This window comes from Geodermatophilus sp. SYSU D01180 (genome assembly GCF_054050415.1).
This window is the reverse complement of sequence record NZ_JBJGZH010000010.1, coordinates 25,096-45,096: the sequence shown is the minus strand read 5'-3', so window position 1 is coordinate 45,096 and position 20,001 is coordinate 25,096. Positions and strand designations below refer to the sequence as shown.

18 protein-coding genes and 1 pseudogene are annotated in these 20,001 nt (G+C 77.3%); 7 read left to right on the top strand and 12 right to left on the bottom strand.

Going from position 1 to position 20,001, the window contains the following annotated elements:
- Nucleotides 1-15 precede the first annotated feature (15 nt).
- From mnhG to ACI8AA_RS11330, 8 genes are all read right to left on the bottom strand, one after another.
- Nucleotides 16-381, bottom strand: a complete 366-nt coding sequence (gene mnhG, locus ACI8AA_RS11365) for a monovalent cation/H(+) antiporter subunit G (RefSeq protein ID WP_456928369.1) — start codon at nucleotides 379-381, stop codon at nucleotides 16-18.
- Nucleotides 378-680: a monovalent cation/H+ antiporter complex subunit F gene (locus ACI8AA_RS11360; protein WP_457044522.1), complete on the bottom strand. Its 303-nt coding sequence runs from the start codon at nucleotides 678-680 to the stop codon at nucleotides 378-380. Before ACI8AA_RS11360 ends, mnhG begins: the two co-directional genes overlap by 4 nt.
- Nucleotides 677-1,231, bottom strand: a complete 555-nt coding sequence (locus tag ACI8AA_RS11355; RefSeq protein WP_457044521.1) for a Na+/H+ antiporter subunit E — start codon at nucleotides 1,229-1,231, stop codon at nucleotides 677-679. The genes ACI8AA_RS11360 and ACI8AA_RS11355 overlap by 4 nt, the downstream gene beginning before the upstream one ends.
- A complete protein-coding gene (locus ACI8AA_RS11350; protein WP_457044520.1) occupies nucleotides 1,228-2,886 on the bottom strand; it encodes a Na+/H+ antiporter subunit D in 1,659 nt (552 codons plus the stop codon). The genes ACI8AA_RS11355 and ACI8AA_RS11350 overlap by 4 nt, the downstream gene beginning before the upstream one ends.
- On the bottom strand, nucleotides 2,883-3,401 hold the full coding sequence (locus ACI8AA_RS11345) for a Na(+)/H(+) antiporter subunit C (protein WP_457044519.1): 519 nt from the start codon (nucleotides 3,399-3,401) through the stop codon (nucleotides 2,883-2,885). The genes ACI8AA_RS11350 and ACI8AA_RS11345 overlap by 4 nt, the downstream gene beginning before the upstream one ends.
- The gene (locus ACI8AA_RS11340) at nucleotides 3,398-6,265 is read right to left on the bottom strand and encodes a Na+/H+ antiporter subunit A (RefSeq protein ID WP_457044518.1); all 2,868 of its coding nucleotides are present in this window, start codon (nucleotides 6,263-6,265) and stop codon (nucleotides 3,398-3,400) included. The genes ACI8AA_RS11345 and ACI8AA_RS11340 overlap by 4 nt, the downstream gene beginning before the upstream one ends.
- Before the next feature lie 117 nt (nucleotides 6,266-6,382).
- Nucleotides 6,383-7,042, bottom strand: coding sequence for a response regulator (locus tag ACI8AA_RS11335; RefSeq protein ID WP_457044517.1), 660 nt, complete (start codon nucleotides 7,040-7,042; stop codon nucleotides 6,383-6,385).
- Nucleotides 7,039-8,217 carry a sensor histidine kinase gene (locus tag ACI8AA_RS11330; RefSeq protein ID WP_457044516.1) on the bottom strand — a complete coding sequence of 393 codons (1,179 nt, stop codon included), beginning with the start codon at nucleotides 8,215-8,217 and terminating at the stop codon, nucleotides 7,039-7,041. Before ACI8AA_RS11330 ends, ACI8AA_RS11335 begins: the two co-directional genes overlap by 4 nt.
- A 184-nt stretch (nucleotides 8,218-8,401) precedes the next feature.
- On the opposite strand from ACI8AA_RS11330, the gene ACI8AA_RS11325 reads away from it, so the two are divergent.
- On the top strand, nucleotides 8,402-9,109 hold the full coding sequence (locus ACI8AA_RS11325) for a hypothetical protein (RefSeq protein ID WP_457044515.1): 708 nt from the start codon (nucleotides 8,402-8,404) through the stop codon (nucleotides 9,107-9,109).
- A gap of 59 nt (nucleotides 9,110-9,168) precedes the next feature.
- On the opposite strand, the gene ACI8AA_RS11320 is transcribed toward ACI8AA_RS11325, so the two are convergent.
- The gene (locus ACI8AA_RS11320) at nucleotides 9,169-10,929 is read right to left on the bottom strand and encodes an ABC-F family ATP-binding cassette domain-containing protein (RefSeq protein ID WP_457044514.1); all 1,761 of its coding nucleotides are present in this window, start codon (nucleotides 10,927-10,929) and stop codon (nucleotides 9,169-9,171) included.
- 220 nt (nucleotides 10,930-11,149) lie between these two features.
- Between ACI8AA_RS11320 and ACI8AA_RS11315 the strand changes: the two genes are divergently transcribed.
- From ACI8AA_RS11315 to ACI8AA_RS11290, 6 genes are all read left to right on the top strand, one after another.
- Complete coding sequence (locus ACI8AA_RS11315; RefSeq protein ID WP_457044513.1) at nucleotides 11,150-11,923, top strand: hypothetical protein; 774 nt, start codon at nucleotides 11,150-11,152, stop codon at nucleotides 11,921-11,923.
- 119 nt (nucleotides 11,924-12,042) lie between these two features.
- On the top strand, nucleotides 12,043-13,548 hold the full coding sequence (locus ACI8AA_RS11310) for a Mur ligase family protein (RefSeq protein ID WP_457044512.1): 1,506 nt from the start codon (nucleotides 12,043-12,045) through the stop codon (nucleotides 13,546-13,548).
- A gap of 78 nt (nucleotides 13,549-13,626) precedes the next feature.
- Nucleotides 13,627-14,613: a pirin family protein gene (locus tag ACI8AA_RS11305; protein WP_457044511.1), complete on the top strand. Its 987-nt coding sequence runs from the start codon at nucleotides 13,627-13,629 to the stop codon at nucleotides 14,611-14,613.
- A gap of 90 nt (nucleotides 14,614-14,703) precedes the next feature.
- The gene (locus tag ACI8AA_RS11300; protein ID WP_457044510.1) at nucleotides 14,704-15,615 is read left to right on the top strand and encodes a DUF5996 family protein; all 912 of its coding nucleotides are present in this window, start codon (nucleotides 14,704-14,706) and stop codon (nucleotides 15,613-15,615) included.
- A 34-nt stretch (nucleotides 15,616-15,649) separates the two neighbouring features.
- Complete coding sequence (locus tag ACI8AA_RS11295) at nucleotides 15,650-16,621, top strand: pirin family protein (RefSeq protein WP_457044509.1); 972 nt, start codon at nucleotides 15,650-15,652, stop codon at nucleotides 16,619-16,621.
- The gene (locus ACI8AA_RS11290) at nucleotides 16,618-17,046 is read left to right on the top strand and encodes a PPOX class F420-dependent oxidoreductase (protein WP_457044508.1); all 429 of its coding nucleotides are present in this window, start codon (nucleotides 16,618-16,620) and stop codon (nucleotides 17,044-17,046) included. The genes ACI8AA_RS11295 and ACI8AA_RS11290 overlap by 4 nt, the downstream gene beginning before the upstream one ends.
- 11 nt (nucleotides 17,047-17,057) lie before the next feature.
- On the opposite strand, the gene ACI8AA_RS11285 is transcribed toward ACI8AA_RS11290, so the two are convergent.
- From ACI8AA_RS11285 to ACI8AA_RS11275, 3 genes and pseudogenes are all read right to left on the bottom strand, one after another.
- Entirely contained in the window at nucleotides 17,058-17,495 is a 438-nt protein-coding gene (locus ACI8AA_RS11285) for a VOC family protein (RefSeq protein ID WP_457044507.1), read from the bottom strand.
- A gap of 65 nt (nucleotides 17,496-17,560) precedes the next feature.
- Nucleotides 17,561-17,818, bottom strand: a pseudogene (locus tag ACI8AA_RS11280) (VOC family protein); the annotation flags it as partial.
- Nucleotides 17,819-17,890: 72 nt separating this feature from the next.
- Entirely contained in the window at nucleotides 17,891-19,963 is a 2,073-nt protein-coding gene (locus ACI8AA_RS11275; protein WP_457044506.1) for a TPM domain-containing protein, read from the bottom strand.
- Between the last annotated feature and the right edge of the window lie 38 nt (nucleotides 19,964-20,001).

The following is a 20,001-nucleotide window of genomic DNA, read 5'->3' as shown; positions in this document are numbered from 1 at the left end:
CGGGGCTCCGCGGTGTCAGTCGCCGCGGAGCCCCGGGTCCGCGTCCCGGCCGGCGTGCTCGGCCACCTCGTCGACGACCAGCAGGTCCCGGCGCACGTGCCGGCGGCGGTAGGCGATCCGGCTGACCATGTGCGCCGACAGCGGCGCGGTGAGCACCTGCAGCATCGCCACCAGCAGCAGCACCCACATCGCGGGCGTCCCGGCCAGCCGGATCGCCCCGCCGACCAGCACCAGCAGCAGCCCGGTGACCTGCGGCTTCGTGGCCGCGTGCAGGCGGGTCAGCACGTCGGGGAAGTGCAGCAGCCCGAGCCCCGCGGTGAACGCGAGGAACGACCCGAGCAGCAGGCAGACGGTCGCGACGACGTCGAGGACCGCGCTCACGGCCGCTCCTGCCCCGCCGGGTCCTCGCCGGAGGGCCGGTCGAGCACCATGCCGCCGACGTAGCGGACCACCGCGATCGCGCCGATGTAGCCCAGCAGCGACACGACGACGAGCACCGGCACCGCGGACGCGTCGCGGGACAGCGCCACGTGCACACCGAGCCCGCCGGCCGTGATCACCAGCATCGCGTCCCCGGCCACGACCCGGTCCAGCAGCGACGGCCCGCGGGCCAGCCGCACCAGCGCGAGCAGTGCCCCCGCCCCGATCAGGCCGAACGCGACGACGCCCACCCAGTTCACCGCGCCACCTCCGCGGGCTCCCGGTCCAGCGCGGCGCGCTCGCGGGACCGGCCGAACGCCCGCACCACCCGGTCCTCCATGGCCAGCACCCCGGCGCGCTGGCGCTCGAGGTCGTCGCGGTCGCGGACCTCGAGCAGGTGGACGGCCAGCACCCGGTGCTCGCGGTCCAGGTCGAGCACCACCGAGCCGGGGACCAGGCTGAGCGCCTCGCTGATGACGGCGAGCAGCAGGTCGGAGTCGGTGCGCAGCTGCACCCGGATGACGGCGCTGCGCAGCGGCGGGCCCGGCCGCAGCGCGCGCCAGGCCACCTGGGCGCTGGAGACGACGAGGTCGACGGCGAACACCGCGAGGAACCGCAGCAGCGCGAGCGGCCGGATGCGGATGTTCTCCACCACTGCCGGGAGCGGCACCACGCGGGTGACGAGGACGGCGACCAGCACGCCGCCCAGCACGTTCGCCCACGACCAGGTGCCCCACAGCAACACCCAGACCAGCACCAGCCAGACCAGCGCGGGCAGCTGGCGCAGCAGGTGGCGGGCGCGGTCGCTCACCGCTCCCCCTCCACGGCCGTGCGGTAGGGGCCGCGGTCGAGCAGGTCGGTGGCGGCGCGGCCGGCCAGGCCGTAGAGCGGGCCGGCCAGGGCGGTGAGGGCGACGGTCAGCGCCACCAGCGCCGCCGTCGCGCCGACCAGCAGGCGCGGCAGCCGCTCCGCGGGCTCGCCCGGGTACTCGTCGGCCTCCTCGGGCCCCTCGGACGCCGTCGCCACCGCCACCTGCCGCTGCCACGCCGCCGACGGCCGGGCAGCGCCGTTCCCCGACGGGCGGGCCCCGGCGCGCGGCCCCGCGTCGGCCGCCGCCGCGGCCGCGGTGTCGGCGCCGGGCTCCTGCGCCCGCGGCCGCCAGAACGCGCGGGTCCACACCCGGGCCACCGCCAGCAGGGTGAGCAGGCTGGTCACCAGCCCGGCGCCGACCAGCACCAGCGCCAGCGGGCGGCCGTCGGCGACCCCGGCCTGCAGCAGGCCCAGCTTGCCGAGGAACCCGGACAGCGGCGGGATGCCGGCCAGGTTCAGCGCCGGCAGCAGGTACAGCACCGCGAGCAGCGGGGAGGCGGCGGCCAGCCCGCCCAGCCGGCGGATCGACGTCGACCCGCCGGTGCGCTCGACCAGCCCGGCGACCAGGAACAGCGTGGTCTGGACGACGATGTGGTGGACGACGTAGAACACCGCGGCGGTCAGCCCCGCGACGCTGCCCAGCGCGATGCCGAACACCAGGTAGCCGATGTGGCTGACCAGCGTGAAGGACAGGATCCGCCGCAGGTCGGTCTGCGCGACCGCGCCGAGGATGCCGACCACGAGCGTGGCCAGCGCCGCCGCCATCAGCAGGGTGTCGAGCGCGCCGTCGGGGAACAGCAGCGTCTGCGTGCGGATGATCGCGTAGACGCCGACCTTGGTGAGCAGCCCGGCGAACACCGCGGTCACCGGCGCCGGCGCGGTCGGGTAGCTGTCGGGCAGCCAGGCCGAGAGCGGGAAGACGGCGGCCTTGATGCCGAAGGCGATGAGCAGCAGCGCGTGCAGCAGCGTGCGGGTGCCCTCGGGGAGCTCGGCGAGCCGCACCGACAGGTCGGCCATGTCCACGGTGCCGGTGGCCGCGTACACCAGGCCGATCGCGGCGAGGAACAGCAGCGACCCGACCAGGCTGACCACGACGTAGGTGATCCCGCCGCGCACCCTCGGCGCGGACCCGCCGAGGGTGATGAGCACGTAACTGGCGGTCAGCAGCACCTCGAAGCCGACGTAGAGGTTGAACAGGTCGCCGGAGAGGAACGCGAACCCGACGCCGGCCATGAGCACGAGGAACGTCGGGTGGAAGATCGACACCGGCGCCTGCTCGCCGCCGTCGGCGGCGCCCTGGCCGACGGCGAACAGCAGCACGCCGAGGCCCACGGTGTGCGCCACCACCAGCATCAGCGCCGACAGCCGGTCGACCACCAGCGAGATCGCCTGCGGCACCGGCCAGTCGCCGACCGCCACCGCGACCGCCCCCGACCGGTCGGCGAGGGCCAGCAGGGCCACCGACACGCCCAGGACCGCGGCGAGCACCGCGACGCTGAGCGCCCGCTGGGTCCGCGTGTGGCGGCTGAGCAGCAGCGAGACGGCCGCGCCCAGCAGCGGCAGGACCACCGGCAGCGGGGCGAGGACGCGGATCACCGGGACCGCCGTCGGGCCGAGGGCAGGTCGACGTCGTCCGCGGGGGTGCCCGGCGGCGGCTGCCCGCGGCGCCGGGGCGGCTCGGCGTGGAACGGGCGCCGGTCCTCGGCGGCCAGCCGGTCCGGGTCGATCTCGTCGGGGTCCTCGCGGCCGGTGCGGCGGCCCTCCCGGGTGGCCAGCCGGCGGTCCTCCTCGTCGGCCTCCACCGCCTCCTGGCGGGCCAGCCGCCACGAGCGGTGGATCACCGCCAGCAGGAACGCCGAGACGCCGAAGGTGATGACGATGGAGGTGAGCACGAACGCCTGCGGCAGCGGGTCGGCGAGATCGCCGTCGCCGCGGCCGAGCAGCGGCGCGCTCCCCGCCGGGCCGGCGGCGCTGATGAGCAGCAGGTTGGTGGCGTTGCCCAGCAGCAGGAAGCCGAGCAGCACCCGGGTGAGGCTGCGGTCGAGCAGCAGGAAGACCCCGGCGGCGTACAGGCCGCCGATGACCACGGGCAGGACGACGGTCGGCGTCACCGGGCCACCACCTCCCCCGGCGCGACCTCGACCGGGTCGTCCTCGTCCTCCTGGCGGTCGAGCTCGGCGCCGAGGCTGCGCAGCACGTCGAGCACCAGGCCGACGACGACCAGGTAGACGCCGACGTCGAAGAACAGCGGCGAGACGAGCTTGACGTCCCCCAGGACCGGCAGCGTCCACTCCCAGTAGGTGGACTCGAGCACCTGCCCGCCCAGCACGAGCGCGGCGACGCCGGTGCCGCCGGCCAGCAGCAGGCCCGCGCCGAGCAGCCGGCCGGGGTCCAGCGGCGCGGCCTCGCCGAGCTCGTAGCGGCCGCCGGCCAGGTAGCGCAGCACCAGCGCGAGCCCCGCGACCAGGCCGCCGGCGAACCCGCCGCCGGGGGCGTTGTGGCCGGCGAACAGCAGGTACAGCGAGAAGACCAGGACGGTGTGGAACAGCATCCGGACGACGACCTCGAGCACCACCGACCGGCGCCGCGGGTCCAGCGTGCCGCCGGCGGCCAGCCACTCCCCGACCGGCGCGCGCCGGGACCGCCCGGTGGCCTGGTCCTCGCGCTCGGCGCGCTCGATCGCCCCGGTGCGCCGCCGCAGGAAGACCAGGCTGGCCACGCCGGTGGCGGCGACGATGAGCACCGAGATCTCCCCGAAGGTGTCCCAGGCGCGGATGTCGACCAGGGTCACGTTGACGACGTTGTCCCCCTGCGCCTCCTCGGCGAGCCGGGCGTACTCGTCGGACACCGGGGCGGCGTCGCGGGCGGACAGCGCCACGGCGGACACCGCGCCCATGAGCAGGCCCACGCCGACGGCGAGCAGGCCGCGGCCGGTGCGCTCGCGGCGGCGGTGCCGCTCGGACACGTCCTTGGGCAGCTTCCGCAGCACCAGGACGAACGCCACGATGGTCACCGTCTCGACGAGGAACTGGGTGAGCGCGAGGTCCGGCGCGCCGGCGATCACGAAGAACACCGCCAGCCCGTAGCCGGTGACGCCGACGACCAGCGCCGCCGACAGCCGCTGCCGCACCCGCACCGCCATGGCCGCGGCCAGCAGCACGACGACGCCCACCAGCACCTGGACCGGGCTGTCCCAGGCCCGCCACTCCGCCGGCCGCTCCGCGACCGTGGTGAGCAGCGCGCCCGGCAGCAGGACGACCGCGGTCAGGATCGTGCCGAGGTAGGCCGGCAGCGACCCGCGCTGCGTCGTCCCGGTGACCAGGACGGCGAGCCGGTCGACGCCCTGCAGCACGTTCCAGTAGCCCTCGTCGGCCGATGCCCGGACCGTGAGCCGCCGCTGCACCCGGTCCACCGTCGCCCGCCCGGCGAACAGCGCGGCGCCGCCGAGCAGGGTGAGCGCCGACAGCGCCAGGGCCGGCTGGAGCCCGTGCCACAGCGCGAGCTCCTCGGCCTCCGGCGCGTACGTGGGCAGCTCGTCGGCGTAGCGGCCGACGACCGGCTCGAGGCCCTTCGCGAGGACGCCGCCCACGAGGCCGAGGCCGGCGAGGACGACGGGGGCGGCGAGGAACAGCGGCCCCGGCGGGTGCGCCACCTCCGTGGCCGGGCGGCCGGCCTTGGCGGCGAACGCGCCCCACAGGAAGCGCAGCGTGTAGCCGACGGTGAGCACCGACCCGAGCACCAGCCCGGCGAGGACCAGCAGCGCGGCGGTGCGGCCGGGCAGGCCGCCGTCGAGCAGCGCGGTGAAGGCCGCCTCCTTGCCGACGAAGCCGAGCAGCGGCGGCAGCCCGGCCATCGACGCCGCGGCCAGGCCGGCGACGGCGGCGAGCACCGGCATCCGGCGGCCGAGGCCGGACAGCTCGCGCAGGTCGCGGGTCCCGGTGGCGTGGTCGACGACGCCGACGGTGAGGAACAGCGTGGACTTGAACAGCCCGTGCGCGAGCACCATGGCCAGCCCGGCGCGGGCGAGCTCGGCGCTGCCCGCGCCGACCAGCGCGACCAGGAAGCCGAGCTGGCTGACCGTGCCGAAGGCGAGCAGCAGCTTGAGGTCGGACTGGCGCAGCGCCCGGTAGCCGCCGACCAGCATCGTGGCCACGCCCAGGCCGAGCACCAGCGGCCGCCAGCCGGGCAGGTCGGCGGTGCCGGGCGCCAGCCGCGCGACCAGGTAGACGCCGGCCTTCACCATGGCCGCCGCGTGCAGGTAGGCACTCACCGGCGTGGGCGCCTCCATGGCCGCCGGCAGCCAGAAGTGGAACGGCACCAGCGCGGACTTGGTCGCCGCGCCGGCCAGCACGAGCAGCACGCCGGCGACGACGGCCGGCCCGCTGCCGGGGTCGGCGACGATCGCCGACAGCCGCGACGTGCCGGCGGCGTGGGCGAGCACCACGAGCCCGGCCAGCATCGCCAGGCCGCCGGCGGTGGTGAGCACCAGCGCCTGGGCGGCCGCCCGCCGCGCCGCCAGCGCCGTCCCCGACCCGCCGATGAGCAGGAAGGAGAAGACCGTCGTCAGCTCCCAGGCCACGTAGAGCAGGTAGACGTCGTCGGCGAGGACCAGCGCCAGCATGGAGCCGGCGAAGGCGGTCAGGCAGCCGGCCAGCCGGCCGGTGCCCTCGGCGTCGGGCTCCACGTAGCGGCTGCAGTAGAGGAGCACCAGCGCGCCGACGCCGGTGACCAGGCCGGCGAACACGAGGGCGAGCGGGTCCAGCCGCAGCGTCACCGACAGGTCGAGCGCGGGCACCCAGGGCACGGTCTCGCGGACGTCGTCGCCGGACGCGACCGCCGACAGCTGCGCGAGCGTCCAGGCGAACCCGGCCGCGGGCACCAGCGCGAGGGCGAGGAAGGCGTCGCGCCCCCACCACCGCACCAGCACCGGCGCGGCCAGGGCGGCCACCAGGTGCGCGAGCAGCAGTGCGGTCACGGGGCTCCCGGGTCGGCGGCGGAGGGGAGCACGCGACGACGGCGGTGCGGCGGCGTCACCCCCTCGTGGGGGTACCGCCGCTCCGGCGCCGGGAAACCGACGGCGCGGAGAACCGGCTCACCTACCCGGCGTCACCAGGCCCGACTCGTAGGCGAAGGCGACCGCCTGGACCCGGTCGCGCAGGCCCAGCTTGAGCAGCACCCGGCTGACGTGCGTCTTCACCGTCGCCTCGCCGAGGTACAGCCGCGCGGCGACCTCGGCGTTGGACAGCCCGGCGGCGACCAGCGCGAGGACGTCGGTCTCCCGCTCGGTCAGCGCGGCGAGCGCGGCGGCGCGGCCGGGGTCGGGCGCGGGCGCGGCGGCGAAGGACCGGATCACCCGCAGCGTCACGGCCGGGTCGAGCAGCCCCTGCCCGGCGGCGACGGTGCGCACCGCGGCGACCAGGTCCTCGGGCGGGGCCACCTTGAGCAGGAACCCGCTGACCCCGGCGCGCAGCGCGGCGGCCACGTACTCGTCCTCGTCGAAGGTGGTGAGGACGACGACGCGGGTGGGCAGGCCGGCCTCGACGATCCGGCGGGCCGCCTCGAGCCCGTCCGTGCCGGGCATCCGGACGTCGAGCAGCACCACGTCGGGCGCGAGCTCGGTGACCACCCGCACGCCGCCGGCGCCGTCGCCGGCCTCCCCGACCACCTCGATGTCGGGCTCGGCGGCCAGCACCATCCGCAGGCCGGTGCGGATCATCGACTGGTCGTCGACCAGCACCACCCGGATCGTCACGCGCCCACCGCCGCGGGCGCGCTCGCCGGCGCGGGCACCGGGAAGCCGGCGCGGACCCGGTAACCGCCGCCGCGGACCGGCCCCACGGAGAGGTCGCCGCCGGCCACGGCCACCCGCTCGCGCATGTGCAGCTGCCCGTGCCCGCCGGTGCCGGGGACCGGCGGCGGCACGGGGACCCGCGGCCGGCCGTCGTCGGTGACGGTCACCGTCACCCGGCCCGGCGTCCAGGTGACCTCCACGCGCGTGGCCGCGGCACCGGCGTGCCGGACCACGTTGGACAGCGCCTCCTGCGCCACGCGGACGGCCGCGACGTGGACCAGCTGCGGCAGCTCGGCCGGCTCCCCGGTGACGACCAGCTCGACCGGCATCCCGCCGGCGCGCAGCTCGGCGAGGACGGCGTCGAGCCGGGACAGCGACGGCTGCGGCGCCGGGTCGCCGGCGCCGGACTCGCGGAGGATGCCGACCACCCGGCGCATCTCGTCGACCGACTCGCGGCCCAGCCGCTCGAGGCCGAGCAGCACGTCCTGCGCCTCGGGGTGGTCGGGCAGCAGCCGGCGCAGGCCGCCCATCTGCAGCACCATCACGCTCACCGCGTGCGCCACCGAGTCGTGCACCTCGCGGGCGATGCGCGCCCGCTCGGCCACCACCGCGGCGCCGGCCACCGCCTCCTGCTGCTCGGCCAGCCGCACGGCGAGCGCCTGCAGCGCCAGCGAGCGCTGGTGCGACTGCCGCACGAGGACCCCGACCGCCCAGGCGGTGCCGGTGACGACCAGGTAGAAGACGCTCTCCCAGGTGGAGGGGCCGAACACGACCCCGCTGACCACCACGACCAGCGTCGCGACGACGGCCGCGCGCAGCCCCCGCCGCACCGGCAGCACCGCGGCGGCGTGCCCGACGAGCACCGCCATCGCGATCAGCTGGGCGCCGCCGGGACCGGGCGTCCCCAGCGCGTAGTTGCCGAGCACGCTCAGCCCGCCGGCCACCGCGGCCGCCTCGGGCCGGCGGGTGCCCAGGGCCACCACCGCCCCGACGACGACGCCGGGCACCGCGGTGACCAGCGGGAAGCGGAAGGTCTCGTCGATCGCCGTCTCCACGACCGCCAGCACCGCGAGCAGCAGGCCGAGGGCCGGCCAGAACAGGCGGCGGAGGGACGGGGAGGCGGACCAGCGGGGCACGGCGAGCACGGTAGGGGCCCGCGGGGGTGCCCGGGATCCCCCGCGCGGCCGATGGACACCCGCCGTCCCTCCCCCTCGCGGCGGAGGACGGTCGGTCCGCCGGGACGGACGTGCGGAGGGCCGCGCGGCCGGAGGGTCCTCGCCGACGCACCGCAGACGGCGGTGCCTGGACCGACGAGGACCGATGACCACCACCCCGCTCCCCACCCGCACCTCCGCCGCTCCCGAGGCGCGCCCGGCACGCAGCGCCGGCTCGCTGATGCTCCCGCTCGCCGGCGCCGCCCTGGTCGGCGGCTCGCTGCTCTACGTCGCCGGCCTGGCCACCTCCCCGCCCCAGGCGTCCCCGGCCGATGCCGACTACATCGCCTCGCTGGCGGCCGACCCCGGCCGGACGGCGCTGTCGGCGCTGCTCCTGCACTACGGCAACATGGCCCTCGGCCTCGCCTGGCTGGCCGCCCCCGCGCTGGTCCGCGGCCGCCGCGGCCGGATCCCGACGGTCGTCGGCGCCCTGCTGTCCGCGATCGGCCTGGTCACCGTGACCGGCATGGTGCTCTACGACTTCTGGACCGGCGGCATCGGCCGGGAGCTGCCCGCCGACACCGCGCTGGCGCTGTTCGAGTCCGTGCAGAGCTCCCCGGCCGTGGCGGTGGTCGGCACCGTGACGCTGTTCGGCCTGCTCGGCCCGCTGGTCGGGTTCGCCGGCCTGGCGCGGGCCGGCGTGATCGGCTGGTGGCTGCTGGTCCCGGCCGTGGCCTGCCTGGTGGCGTCGGCGGTGCTGACCTTCAGCCCGCTGCTGTACGCCGGCTTCGCGCTGGTCGGCGCCGTCCCCGCGTTCGTCGTCGGGGCGCGGATGGTGCAGCGCCGCCGCGCCGAGGCCGCCGTCGCCGCGTGAGCACCCTCCGCCCCCGGACGGCGCCCCGGCCCCTCGACGGGCCGGGGCGCGGTCCCGCGTCAGCCCTCGGCGAGCTCCGCGGCGGCCAGCCAGTCGGTCTCGACCTGGTCCTTCTCGGCCAGCAGGGTCCGCAGCCGGCCGTCGAGCTCCATGACCCGCGCGTGGTCGGTCGCCGCGGCGGCGAGCTCGGTGTGCAGCCGCTCCTCCTCCGCGCCCAGCTTCTCCAGCCGGCGCTCGAGCCGGGCGGCCTCCTTGCGGGCGGCGCGCACCTCGGCCGCCGAGGGCCCGGCCGGGGCGGGCGCCGGGGCCGCGCCGCCGGCGGGCGCGAGACCGGAGCCGGCCGAGGGCAGCGCGGCCTCCCCGGCGGCCCGGCGGGCGAGGTACTCCTCCACCCCGCCGGGCAGCGCGGCCAGCGAGCCGTCGCCCATCAGCGCGACCACCGAGTCGCACACCCGGTCGACGAAGTACCGGTCGTGGCTGACCACCAGCACCGTGCCGGGGAAGGAGTCGAGCAGGTCCTCGAGCTGGGTGAGCGTGTCGATGTCGAGGTCGTTGGTCGGCTCGTCGAGCAGCAGCACGTTGGGCTCGGCCATGAGCAGCCGCAGCAGCTGCAGCCGCCGCCGCTCGCCGCCGGAGAGGTCGCCGACCGGCGTCCACTGCCGCGACGCCGGGAAGCCGAACCGCTCGGCCAGCGACGACGCGGAGATCTCCTGGTTCCCGATCCGGGCGATCCGCGCGACCTCCTGCACCGCCTCGAGCACCCGCAGCCGGCCGGGCAGCTCGGTGACGTGCTGGGACAGGTACGCCGGCGCGACGGTCTGCCCGCGCACCACCCGGCCGCGGTCGGGCTCGGTCTCGCCGACCAGCAGCCGCAGCAGCGAGGTCTTGCCGGCGCCGTTGACGCCGACCACGCCGATCCGGTCGCCCGGGCCGACGTGCCAGGTCAGGTCGCGGAACAGCGTCCGCGGGCCGTCGTCGGAGGGCACCGCGTAGTCGACGTCCTCGACGTCGTAGACGGTCCTGCCGAGCCGCCGGGCGGCGAAGCCCTTGAGCGCCATCGACTCCCGCGGCGGCGGCTCGCCGGCGATGAGCGCCTCGGCCGCCTCGATCCGGAACCGCGGCTTGCTGGTGCGCGCCGGCGCGCCGCGGCGCAGCCAGGCCAGCTCCTTGCGCACCAGGTTCAGCCGCCGCTCCTCGGTCACCGCCGCGACGCGGGCGCGCTCGGCGCGGGCCAGCGTGTAGGCCGCGTAGCCGCCGTCGTAGGCGTGCACCGCGCCGTCGGCGACCTCCCAGGTCTGCGTGCAGACCTCGTCGAGGAACCACCGGTCGTGGGTGACGACGACCAGCGCGCCGACCCGCCGCCTGACGAAGTCGGCCAGCCAGGCGACACCCTCGACGTCGAGGTGGTTGGTCGGCTCGTCGAGCACCAGCAGGTCCAGCGGCCGGATCAGCTGCGCGGCCAGGGCCACCCGCCGGCGCTCGCCGCCGGACATCGGGGCGACGGGTGAGTCCAGGCCGAGCCGGTCGAGCTCCAGGCCGGTCAGCACGCTGCGGACGGCGGGGTCGGCGGCCCACTCGTGCTCGGCGGCGAACAGCGTCTCCGGCAGGACGACGTCGCGGACGGTCGCGCCGGGCGGCAGGGTGCCGGACTGGTCGAGGACGCCGACGGCGAGGTCGCCGCGCCGGGTGACCCGGCCGGAGTCGGGGTCCTCGCGGCCGGTGAGGACGCCGAGCAGCGTGGACTTGCCGCTGCCGTTGCGCCCCACGACGCCGATCCGCTCGCCGACGGCGACGCCGAGCGAGACGTCGTCGAGCAGCACGGTCGTGCCGTGTGCCTTGGAGACCCGCTCGAGGTTGAGCAGGTTCAGCGGGGCGCTCAGGGCCGGGTCCAGGTCATCGGACCCCAGTATCCCCGGCTGTCCGCACGTCCCGGCCGCCTGGGGGCGGTCCGCTAGTGGACCCCAAGGCACCCGCAAGTGACGTCCGGAGAGTCATCGCCAGCACACCCCGGGTGTCCGGGGCGGACGAGCGGAGGACGACATGAGCATGACGGCAGCGGCCCACGACGCGGCGTTCCCGGGCCCGGCGCCGGCGGCACCGCGCCTGCGGGCGGTCCCGCCGCTGGCCGAGCCGGCCCCGGAGACGACGGCGCTGTGGTGGGCCCGGCTGCTCCGCCGCGGCCCCGGTCCCGTCGAGTACTCGCTCGTGGCCGTCAACTCCGATCGCTTCCCCGACGGCACCCCGGTCGACATGACCGCCGTCGACGCCCGCGGCCGCCGCCCCGCCGGCTGGCAGGTCGACGTCCGGCACCGCGCCTCCGACGGCCGGGTGGTGCGCATCGACGTCGCCGAGGAGCTGTCCGGGACCTGCCCGCCCATGTGGTTCGCCGAGGTCACCCACGCGACCAGCGCGGTCCCCGCCGCCTCGCTGCTGGCCTTCCGCGGCAACGCCTTCCGGCCCGGCGCGGTCGTCCGCCCGCACGAGGTCACCGCCGCCGGGGTCCGGATGACCGACCGGATCGCCGAGGTCCGCTGGTGGATCCGCTCCGGCCTGGTCGACGACGTCACCGTGGAGCCGGTGTACCGCGGCCGCGGCGTGGCCCGCACCCTGCTCACCGCTGCCGAGGGGCTGCGCTTCCTGCGCGGCTGGGCGCCGCTGCGCTCCGACGGCCGGCTCACCGACGCCGGCGCCGCGTGGCTGGAGTCGGCGCCGCCGGCGTGGCGGCCGCGGCTGGCCGACCGCAGCGAGGTGCTCCCCGACGCCGACGCCGAGGAGGAGCTCACCGGCGTCGCCCGGCTGCTGCGGGGCTTCTAGACGAGGCGGGACGTCGCGGATGGGCCCACCGGACCTCGTCCGACCTTCTCGCACTGCGGACATGTCGTGCGCCACCTGACGTCGGCCCGGTGCCCCTCCCCGCGGTTCCCTGGTCCGCGGTGGAGCGCCGCGCCGCCACCGTCCCCGGCGGGCCGGTCCGCCGCGCCGGGGGCGCCGACGCCCTGACCGTGCGCGGCCTGGTCACCGACTCCCGCCGGGTGGTCCCCGGCTCGCTGTTCGCCTGCGTCCGCGGGGCGGTCAGCGACGGGCACCGGCACGCCGGAGCCGCCGCGCGGGCCGGTGCCGCGGCGCTGCTGGTGGACCGGCCGGTCGACGTCGCGCTGCGCCAGCTGTGCGTCTCCTCGGTGCGGGCCCAGCTCGGCCCGCTCGGCGCGCTGCTCGCCGGCGACCCGGCCCGCGCGCTGCGCCTGGTCGGGGTGACCGGCAGCAACGGCAAGACGACGACCGGCGCGCTCGTGCGCGGCGTGCTCGAGGCGGCGGGCACCCGCACCGGCGTCGTCGGCACGCTCGGCGCCTCCGTCGGCACCCGCTCGCGCGAGACGTCGCTGACCACGCCCGAGGCCCCGGAGCTGCACGAGCTGCTGCGCTGGATGGTCGACGCCGGGGCGCGGCGGGCCGTCGTCGAGGCGTCCTCGATCGCGCTGGACACGGGCCGCGTCGACGGGCTCTGCTGCGACGTCGCGGTGTTCACCGGCTTCGAGGAGGACCACCTCGACCACCACGGCCCCCTGGAGCAGTACTGGGCGAGCAAAGCGCGGCTGTTCGAGCGCGACCGCGCGGCGGCCGGTGTCGTGGTCGTCGACGAGCCGTGGGGCCGGCGGCTGGCCGCCCAGGTGCCGGTGCCGGTGACCCGGGTGGGCTCGGCCGCGGACGCCGACGTCCGGGTGCTGGGCTGGCGCACCGGCGCCGGTGGCACCGAGGTGCTGCTGGCCGACGACGCCGGCGGGCACCGGGTGCGCAGCCCGCTGGTCGGCCGGGTGCACGTGACCAACCTGGCCGCGGCGTGGGCCACCGGGCGGGTGCTCGGGGTGGACCCGGCGCGGATCGCCGACGGCCTGGCCACGGTCGCGCCGCCGCGCGGGCGCAACACCGTGCTCGGCGGGCGCGGGCGGCCGCTGGTCGTCGTGGACTACGCGCACACCCCGCGCGCGCTGGCCGCGGCGATCACCACCGCCCGCGATCTGTGCGGACCCGGCGGCCGGGTGCACCTGGTGCTCGGCGCCCGCGGCCGCCGCGACCGGTACAAGCGGCAGGGGCTGGGCGAGTCCGCCCGCGCGGCCGACGTCGTCTGGCTGACCAACGAGGGCAGCCACGGGGAGGACCCGGCGGCGATCGTGGCCGAGCTGCGGGTCGGGCTGCTGGGGGCGGACGCGGCCGTGCGCACCGTCCCGGACCGGCGCGCGGCGATCCTGGCGGCGGTGCGCGCCGCCGGCCCGGCCGACGTCGCACTCCTCGTGGGCCGCGGGCACGAGACCCGGCTGCTCGACACGGCCGACCCGCGCGACGCCGTCCACCTCGACGACGCCGAGGTCGCGAACACGGCGCTGCTCGTCGAGCACGGGCCGCCGGCCGGCGGCGCGGCCGAGGACGAGCTCGCCTCCTGACGCGCGAGGGGGAACAACCGAGGCCGGTCCGGTGCTACGGTCGCCGCTGGTTGAGAGCTCAACTGAGGGAGGCCGGCCATGCCCGCCGTCACCGTCGAGGACACCACCACCCTGCCCCGCGTCCCGGTCCCCGCGCCGGGCACCGTGCGGCGCCGCACCCGCTCGGTGACCACCGCGCCGTCGGGCTTCGAGGGCGAGGGGTTCCCGGTCCGCCGCGCCTTCGCCGGGGTGGACCTGCGCGACCTCGACCCGTTCCTGCACATGGACCAGATGGGCGAGGTCGAGTACGCCCCCGGTGAGCCCAGGGGCACCTCCTGGCACCCGCACCGCGGCTTCGAGACCGTCACCTACATCATCGACGGCACCTTCGAGCACGCGGACTCGCACGGCGGGGGCGGCACGATCAGCAACGGCGACACGCAGTGGATGACCGCCGGCGGCGGCGTGCTGCACATCGAGCGGCCGCCGGAGCACCTGGTGGTCAGCGGCGGGCTGTTCCACGGCCTGCAGCTGTGGGTGAACCTGCCGCGGGCGCAGAAGTGGGTGCAGCCGCGCTACCAGGACCTGCGCGCCGACCGGTCGGTGCTGCTGGCCAGCCCCGACGCCGGGGCGTTCCTGCGGGTCATCGCGGGCGACGTCGCGGGGCACCGCGGGCCGGGCTCCACCTACACGCCGATGGCGATGGTGCACGCCACCGTCTCCCCCGGCGCGACGCTGGACCTGCCGTGGGACCCCTCGTTCAACGCGCTGGTCTACGTGCTGTCCGGCGCCGGCGCGGTCGGCATCGACGGGGCGCCGGTCCGCACCGGGCAGCTCGCCGTCCTCGGGCCCGGGGACACCGTCACGGTGCGCGGCGCCGAGCGGCAGGAGTCGCGGACGCCGGCGCTCGACGTCGTCGTCCTCGGCGGCCGGCCGATCCGCGAGCCGATCGCCATGTACGGGCCGTTCGTCATGAACACCCGGCAGGAGCTGCTCGACGCGTTCGCCGACCACCAGGCCGGCCGGCTCGGCAGCATCCCGGCCACGTACGCGCACGGCACCGTGCGCGGCGAGACGGGGCAGTGAGCACCGGGCGGTGAGCACGGCCCCGGCGGCGGCTTCCGCGCCGCCGCCGGGGCCTGCATGCTGGCCGCGACCCCCGACCGAGGAGCCCCCGTGCCCGTCTTCCCGCCGATCCCGCTGGCCGAGTGGGCCGACACCAAGGACACCTTCCATCGGTTCCTGCAGGTCGTGGGCAAGCTGCGGCTGGCCAACGCCCCGCGGCGCAACCACTGGTGGCACGTCCCCTTCCACCTCACCGGTCGCGGCCTGACCACCCGGCCGATGGGCTTCGACCCCGTCTTCGCCGTCGACCTCGACCTGGTCGACCACCGGCTGGAGATCGCCGTGGCCGACGGGCGGCGGACGTCGTTCCCGCTGCCCGGGCTGAGCGTGGCGGCGTTCTACCGGCAGCTGCTCGGCGGCCTGTCGGCGCTCGGCCTGCCCGCGACCGTCGAGCTGCCCGTCCCGTTCGACCTGGCCGACCGCACGCCGTTCGCCGAGGACGAGCACCACGCCGCCTACGACCGCGCCGCCGTGACCCGCTACTGGGTGGTGCTCGGCCAGGTGGCCCAGGTGCTCGAGGAGTTCGCCGGCCGCAGCTACGCCAAGACCAGCCCGGTGCACCACTTCTGGCACACCCTCGACCTGGCCGTCACCCGCTTCTCCGACCGCCGGGTGGAGCAGCCGGCGGCGGTCGACCCGGTCACCCGCGAGGCCTACTCGCACGAGGTGATCAGCGCCGGCTTCTGGTTCGGCGACGACCAGGTCCCGGAGCCGGCGTTCTACTCCTACACCGCACCCGAGCCCGCGGGCCTGGCCGAGGAGCCGCTGCGGCCGGAGGCCGCGCGGTGGATCGACAGCCGCGGCGCCCACCTCGCGCTGCTGCCCTACGAGAACGCGCGGACGGCGGCCGACCCGCGCGCCACCGTCCTGGACTTCCTGGAGAGCGCCTACGCCGCCGGCGCCCGCCGCGCCGGCTGGGACCTGGGCGCGCTGCGCTGCCCGACCGCGCCCGAACCCCGCTGACCCTGCCCACCGTCCGGCGTCCGGAGGTCCGCCCGTGAGCAACACCGAGCCCCGTCCCACCCCGCGCGAGGTGGGCGGCCTGGACGGCACGACCGCCGGGCCGGCCCTCGACCTGCTGCCCGCCAAGGAGGTGCCGCTGGGGACGAACACCGTCGTCCGGCGGCTGCTGCCGACGCTGGGCCGCCGGATGGTCGGCGCCTGGGCGTTCGTCGACCACTACGGCCCCGACGACGTCGCGGCGACCTCCGGCATGCAGGTGACGCCGCACCCGCACACCGGGCTGCAGACGGTGTCCTGGCTGCTCCAGGGCGAGGTGCACCACCGCGACTCGCTCGGCAGCGACGTCACCTTCGGCCCCGGCCAGCTCGCGCTCATGACCGCCGGGCACGGCATCGCGCACTCCGAGCAGTCGCCGGTGCCGCACCCGCGGTTCCTGCACGGCGCCCAGCTGTGGGTCGCGCTGCCCGACGCCACCCGCGACACCGCGCCGGCGTTCGAGCACCACGCGACCCTGCCCGGGTTCACCTCCGACGGGCTGACCGCGACGGTGCTCATGGGCGGCTTCGGTGGCGCGGTGTCACCGGGCACCGCGCACACGCCGATCGTCGGCGTCGACCTGGACCTGGCCGCGGGCGCCGACGTCGAGGTGCCGCTGGAGCCGGACTTCGAGCACGCGCTGCTCGGCGCCTCCGGCGGGGCCGACGTCGAGGGCGCGCCGCTGGCGCACGGGGCGATGGTCTACCTCGGCACCGGCCGGCGGTCGGTGCGGATCCGGACGGAGGCGGCCACGAAGCTGCTGCTGCTCGGCGGCGAGCCGTTCGAGGAGCGGTTGGTCATGTGGTGGAACTTCGTCGGCCGGTCCGGCGAGGAGGTCACCGAGTACGCCGAGCGGTGGAACGACGGCGACCCGCGGTTCGGCGTCGTCGCCGGGTTCGACGAGGACCAGCGGCAGCTGGCCCCGCCGCTGCCGCCGGTGCCGCTCAAGGCCCGGGGGCGGGTCCGGTGACCGTGCACGACCGGCACCTGGCGTTCCTGGCGGAGCACCAGATGGGCGTGCTGGCCACGGTCAAGCGCGACGGGCGGCCCCAGGTGTCCAACGTCGGCTACGCCTACGACCCGGAGCGGCGGCTGTTCCGGATCTCGGTGACCGACGACCGGGCCAAGACCCGCAACCTCCGGGCCGACCCGCGGGTCACCCTGCACGTCACCTCCCGGGACTTCTGGTCGTGGGTGGCCGTCGAGGGCACCGCGGAGCTCACCCCGGTCGCGGCCGACCCGCACGACGCCACGGTGGAGGAGCTGGTCGCCTACTACCGCGGCGTCTCCGAGGAGCACGAGGACTGGGACGACTACCGCCGGGCGATGGTGGCCGAGCGGCGCCTGGTCGTCCGGTTCACCCCTGAGCACACCTACGGCCAGCTGCCCGGCTGACCCGGCCCGGCTCACGCCGCGGGCGGCTCCTGGAGCACGGAGAAGCCGGCGCCCCACGGGTCCACGACCACGGCGAAGCGGCCGAACCGGGTGTCCTCGGGCGCCGCGGTGACCTCCCCGCCCGCGGCCTCGACCGCGGCGACCGCCTCGTCGGTGGAGGCGACGGAGAAGCAGGTCGTCCACCCCCTCGGTGCGCCGGGGACGACCCCGCCCAGGCCGCCGAGCGGGCGCTCGCCGGTGGCGAAGGTGGTGTAGCCACCCGTGCCCTCCAGCTCCTCGAAGCGGAAGCCGAACACCGCCGCGTAGAAGGCCCGCGCCGCGGCCGGGTCGTCGACGGCGGCCTCGTTCCAGGCCAGCGAGCCGGGCTCGCCGTACACCTCGACGCCGGTGTGCGCGCCGGCCTGCCACAGGCCGAACTGGTCCCCCTGCGGGTCGCGGGCGACGGCCATCGCGCCCAGCGGCCGATCTCCACCGGCTCCACGACGACGGTGCCGCCGGCCGCCCGGATGCGGTCGCAGGACGCCGCGGCGTCGCCCGTGGCGAAGTACGTGGTCCACGACGGCGAGGCGCCCGGCTCCGTCAGCGGGCCCAGGCCGGCCGCCCGGTACCCGTCCCTGAGCGCGTTGACGTACCCGCCGGACCCCGGCGCGTCCTCGGTCCAGTCCCAGCCGAGCAGCGAGCCGTAGAACGCCTTCGCCGCCGCGGGGTCGGCGGCGCCGTAGTCGACCCAGCAGGGCGTGCCGTCGGGCCAGGGGGTCTTCCGGGTGGGCACGGCTCCTCCTCGGGGTCGGGAGGGCACCGTCCCAGGAGGGGCCGACAGCCGGCCGCCCCGGGGAGTCCCCGGCTAGAAGCGGCCGCCGCCGCTGCGGCCGCGGCTGCGCGAGCCGCCGAAGCTGCCGCCGCGCGGCCGCCCGCCACCGGCGCCGCCGCCGGAGCCGCCACCGAACCCACCGCCGAGGCCCCCGCCTCCGTAGCCGCGGCCGTGCCCGCCGCCGAAGCCGCCGGCCAGGATGCCGCCGAGCACGAGGCTGCCGAGGTCCACGCCGCCGCGCCCCCCGCCGTAGCCGTACCCGGGCGCGTAGCCCGGCCCGTAGCCGCCGCCGTACCCGCCGCCGCCGTAGCCCGAGGACCAGGTCGCGACGTCGGACTGGGCGAGCTGCAGCGCCGACTGCGCGAGCTGGTCGGCCAGCTGCGCCTCCCGCAGCGCGCCCTCGGGGTCGGTGCGCCCGGTGCCGACGGCGGCGTCGAGGTGGCGCTGCGCCTCGGCCAGCCGCGTGCGGGCCTCGGGGCCGACCGCGCCGCGGCGGGTGGCGACGAAGTCGGCCGTGGCGGCCACCGCCGAGCGGGCCCGCAGCAGCGTCTGGTCCAGCGCCGCGGCCGCCCGGCGGGCCCGGGTCTGCGCGTCCCGGGCGACGGCGAGCGCCTGCTCCAGCGCCAGGTCCGCCTCCTCCAGCCGGCGCAGCGCGGTGAGCGGGTCGGGCAGCGCGCCGTCCGCGGAGCCCATGGCCTCCTCGGCGGCGGCGAGCCCGGCCTCGGCCCGGGCGATCTGCGGCCGCAGCCCGCCGGCGTCCCCCGCGGCGACCAGCGCGCGGGCCTCGGCGAGGTCCTCCTCGGTCTCGGCGCGGACGGCGGGCAGCCGGGCGGCGGCCTCCTCGAGGTCGCGCTCGAGCCGGGCGACGGCGTCGAGCAGCGTGCCGACCTGGGCCACCGCGTCCTCGGCCGCCCGCAGGTCGCCCACCGCCTCGCCGGAGCGGCCGGCGTCGAGCGCGGCGCGGGCCTCGGCGACCTCCTGCTCGGCCGCGGCCAGCCGCGCCCGGGCCTGGTCGAGGTTGTCGGCCACCGGCGCCAGCGCGGACGCCGCGTACCGCCGCTGCAGCCGGGCCGCCCGCTGCTCGTCCTGCGGCAGCCGGCCGTGCAGCGCGGTGATCCGCGGGCCCAGCGCCTCCAGCGCCTGCGGGGCGGTGCGCTCGAGGTCCCGCAACTGGTCGAAGGCCTGCGCCTGCTCGTCGAGGCGGGCGTCGGCGGCCGCGGTGAGCTGCAGGATCTCGCCCAGCACCCGCCGCCGCGTCGGCTCGTCCTCCGGCACCTCGTCGTCGAGCTGCTGGCGCAGCGTGAACGCGCGGGTGAGCTCCTGCCGCGACTGCCCCAGCGCCTCGGTGAACCCGGCGACGGCGGCCTCCCCGTACTGCAGCCGGGCGAAGTCCAGGTCCAGCTGCGAGGTCTTCACCGCCTCGTCGAGGTCGAGCAGCGCGGCGCTGGCCCGGCCCTGCAGCTCCTCGGTGGGCACGCCGGCGTGCGGGTCGGGCCGCTCGATCCGCGTCGTCGCCGGGGGCTGCCCGTCCCGCCGGCGGCGCCGGGACCGCGCCACCAGCCAGGCGCCCCCGCCGACGACGGCGACCCCGCCGACGACCGCGGCGGTGAGGGCCCCCGAGCCGCCGTCCGTGCCGGTGCCGGAGCCCGCCGCGTCGCCGACGCCCTCGGCGAAGGCCACCCCGGCGCCGGCCCAGTCGTCGGCGCCGAGCTCGGGCTCGACGTCCCGCGCCAGGAAGTCCTCGATCTCCGCGTTGCTCTGCGGGAACGCGTCGTCGACCCAGTAGCCGTAGCGCCGGTCGTCCACCGCGACGGCGAACAGCACGTCGGTCGACCCGAGCCCGGACGCCTCCGCGGTGGCCCGCGCCCACGCGCCCTGCTCGACGCCGTCGAAGCTGGCCACGTAGACGACGAACGCCTGCGTGCCGTCCTCGGCCTGCCGCTCGTCGACCGCCTGCTGCACCTGCGCGAGGCCCCCGGAGCCGAGCACGCCGGCGCGGTCGGTCACCTCGTCGGGGACGTCGAAGGGCGGCTCGGCCAGCGCCGGGCTCCCACCGGCGACCAGGACCGCGGCCGTGACTGCGAGGACCCCCATCAGCCGGCGCACGCTCCCGACCCTAGGGGGGCGCTCACCGCCCGGCCGGG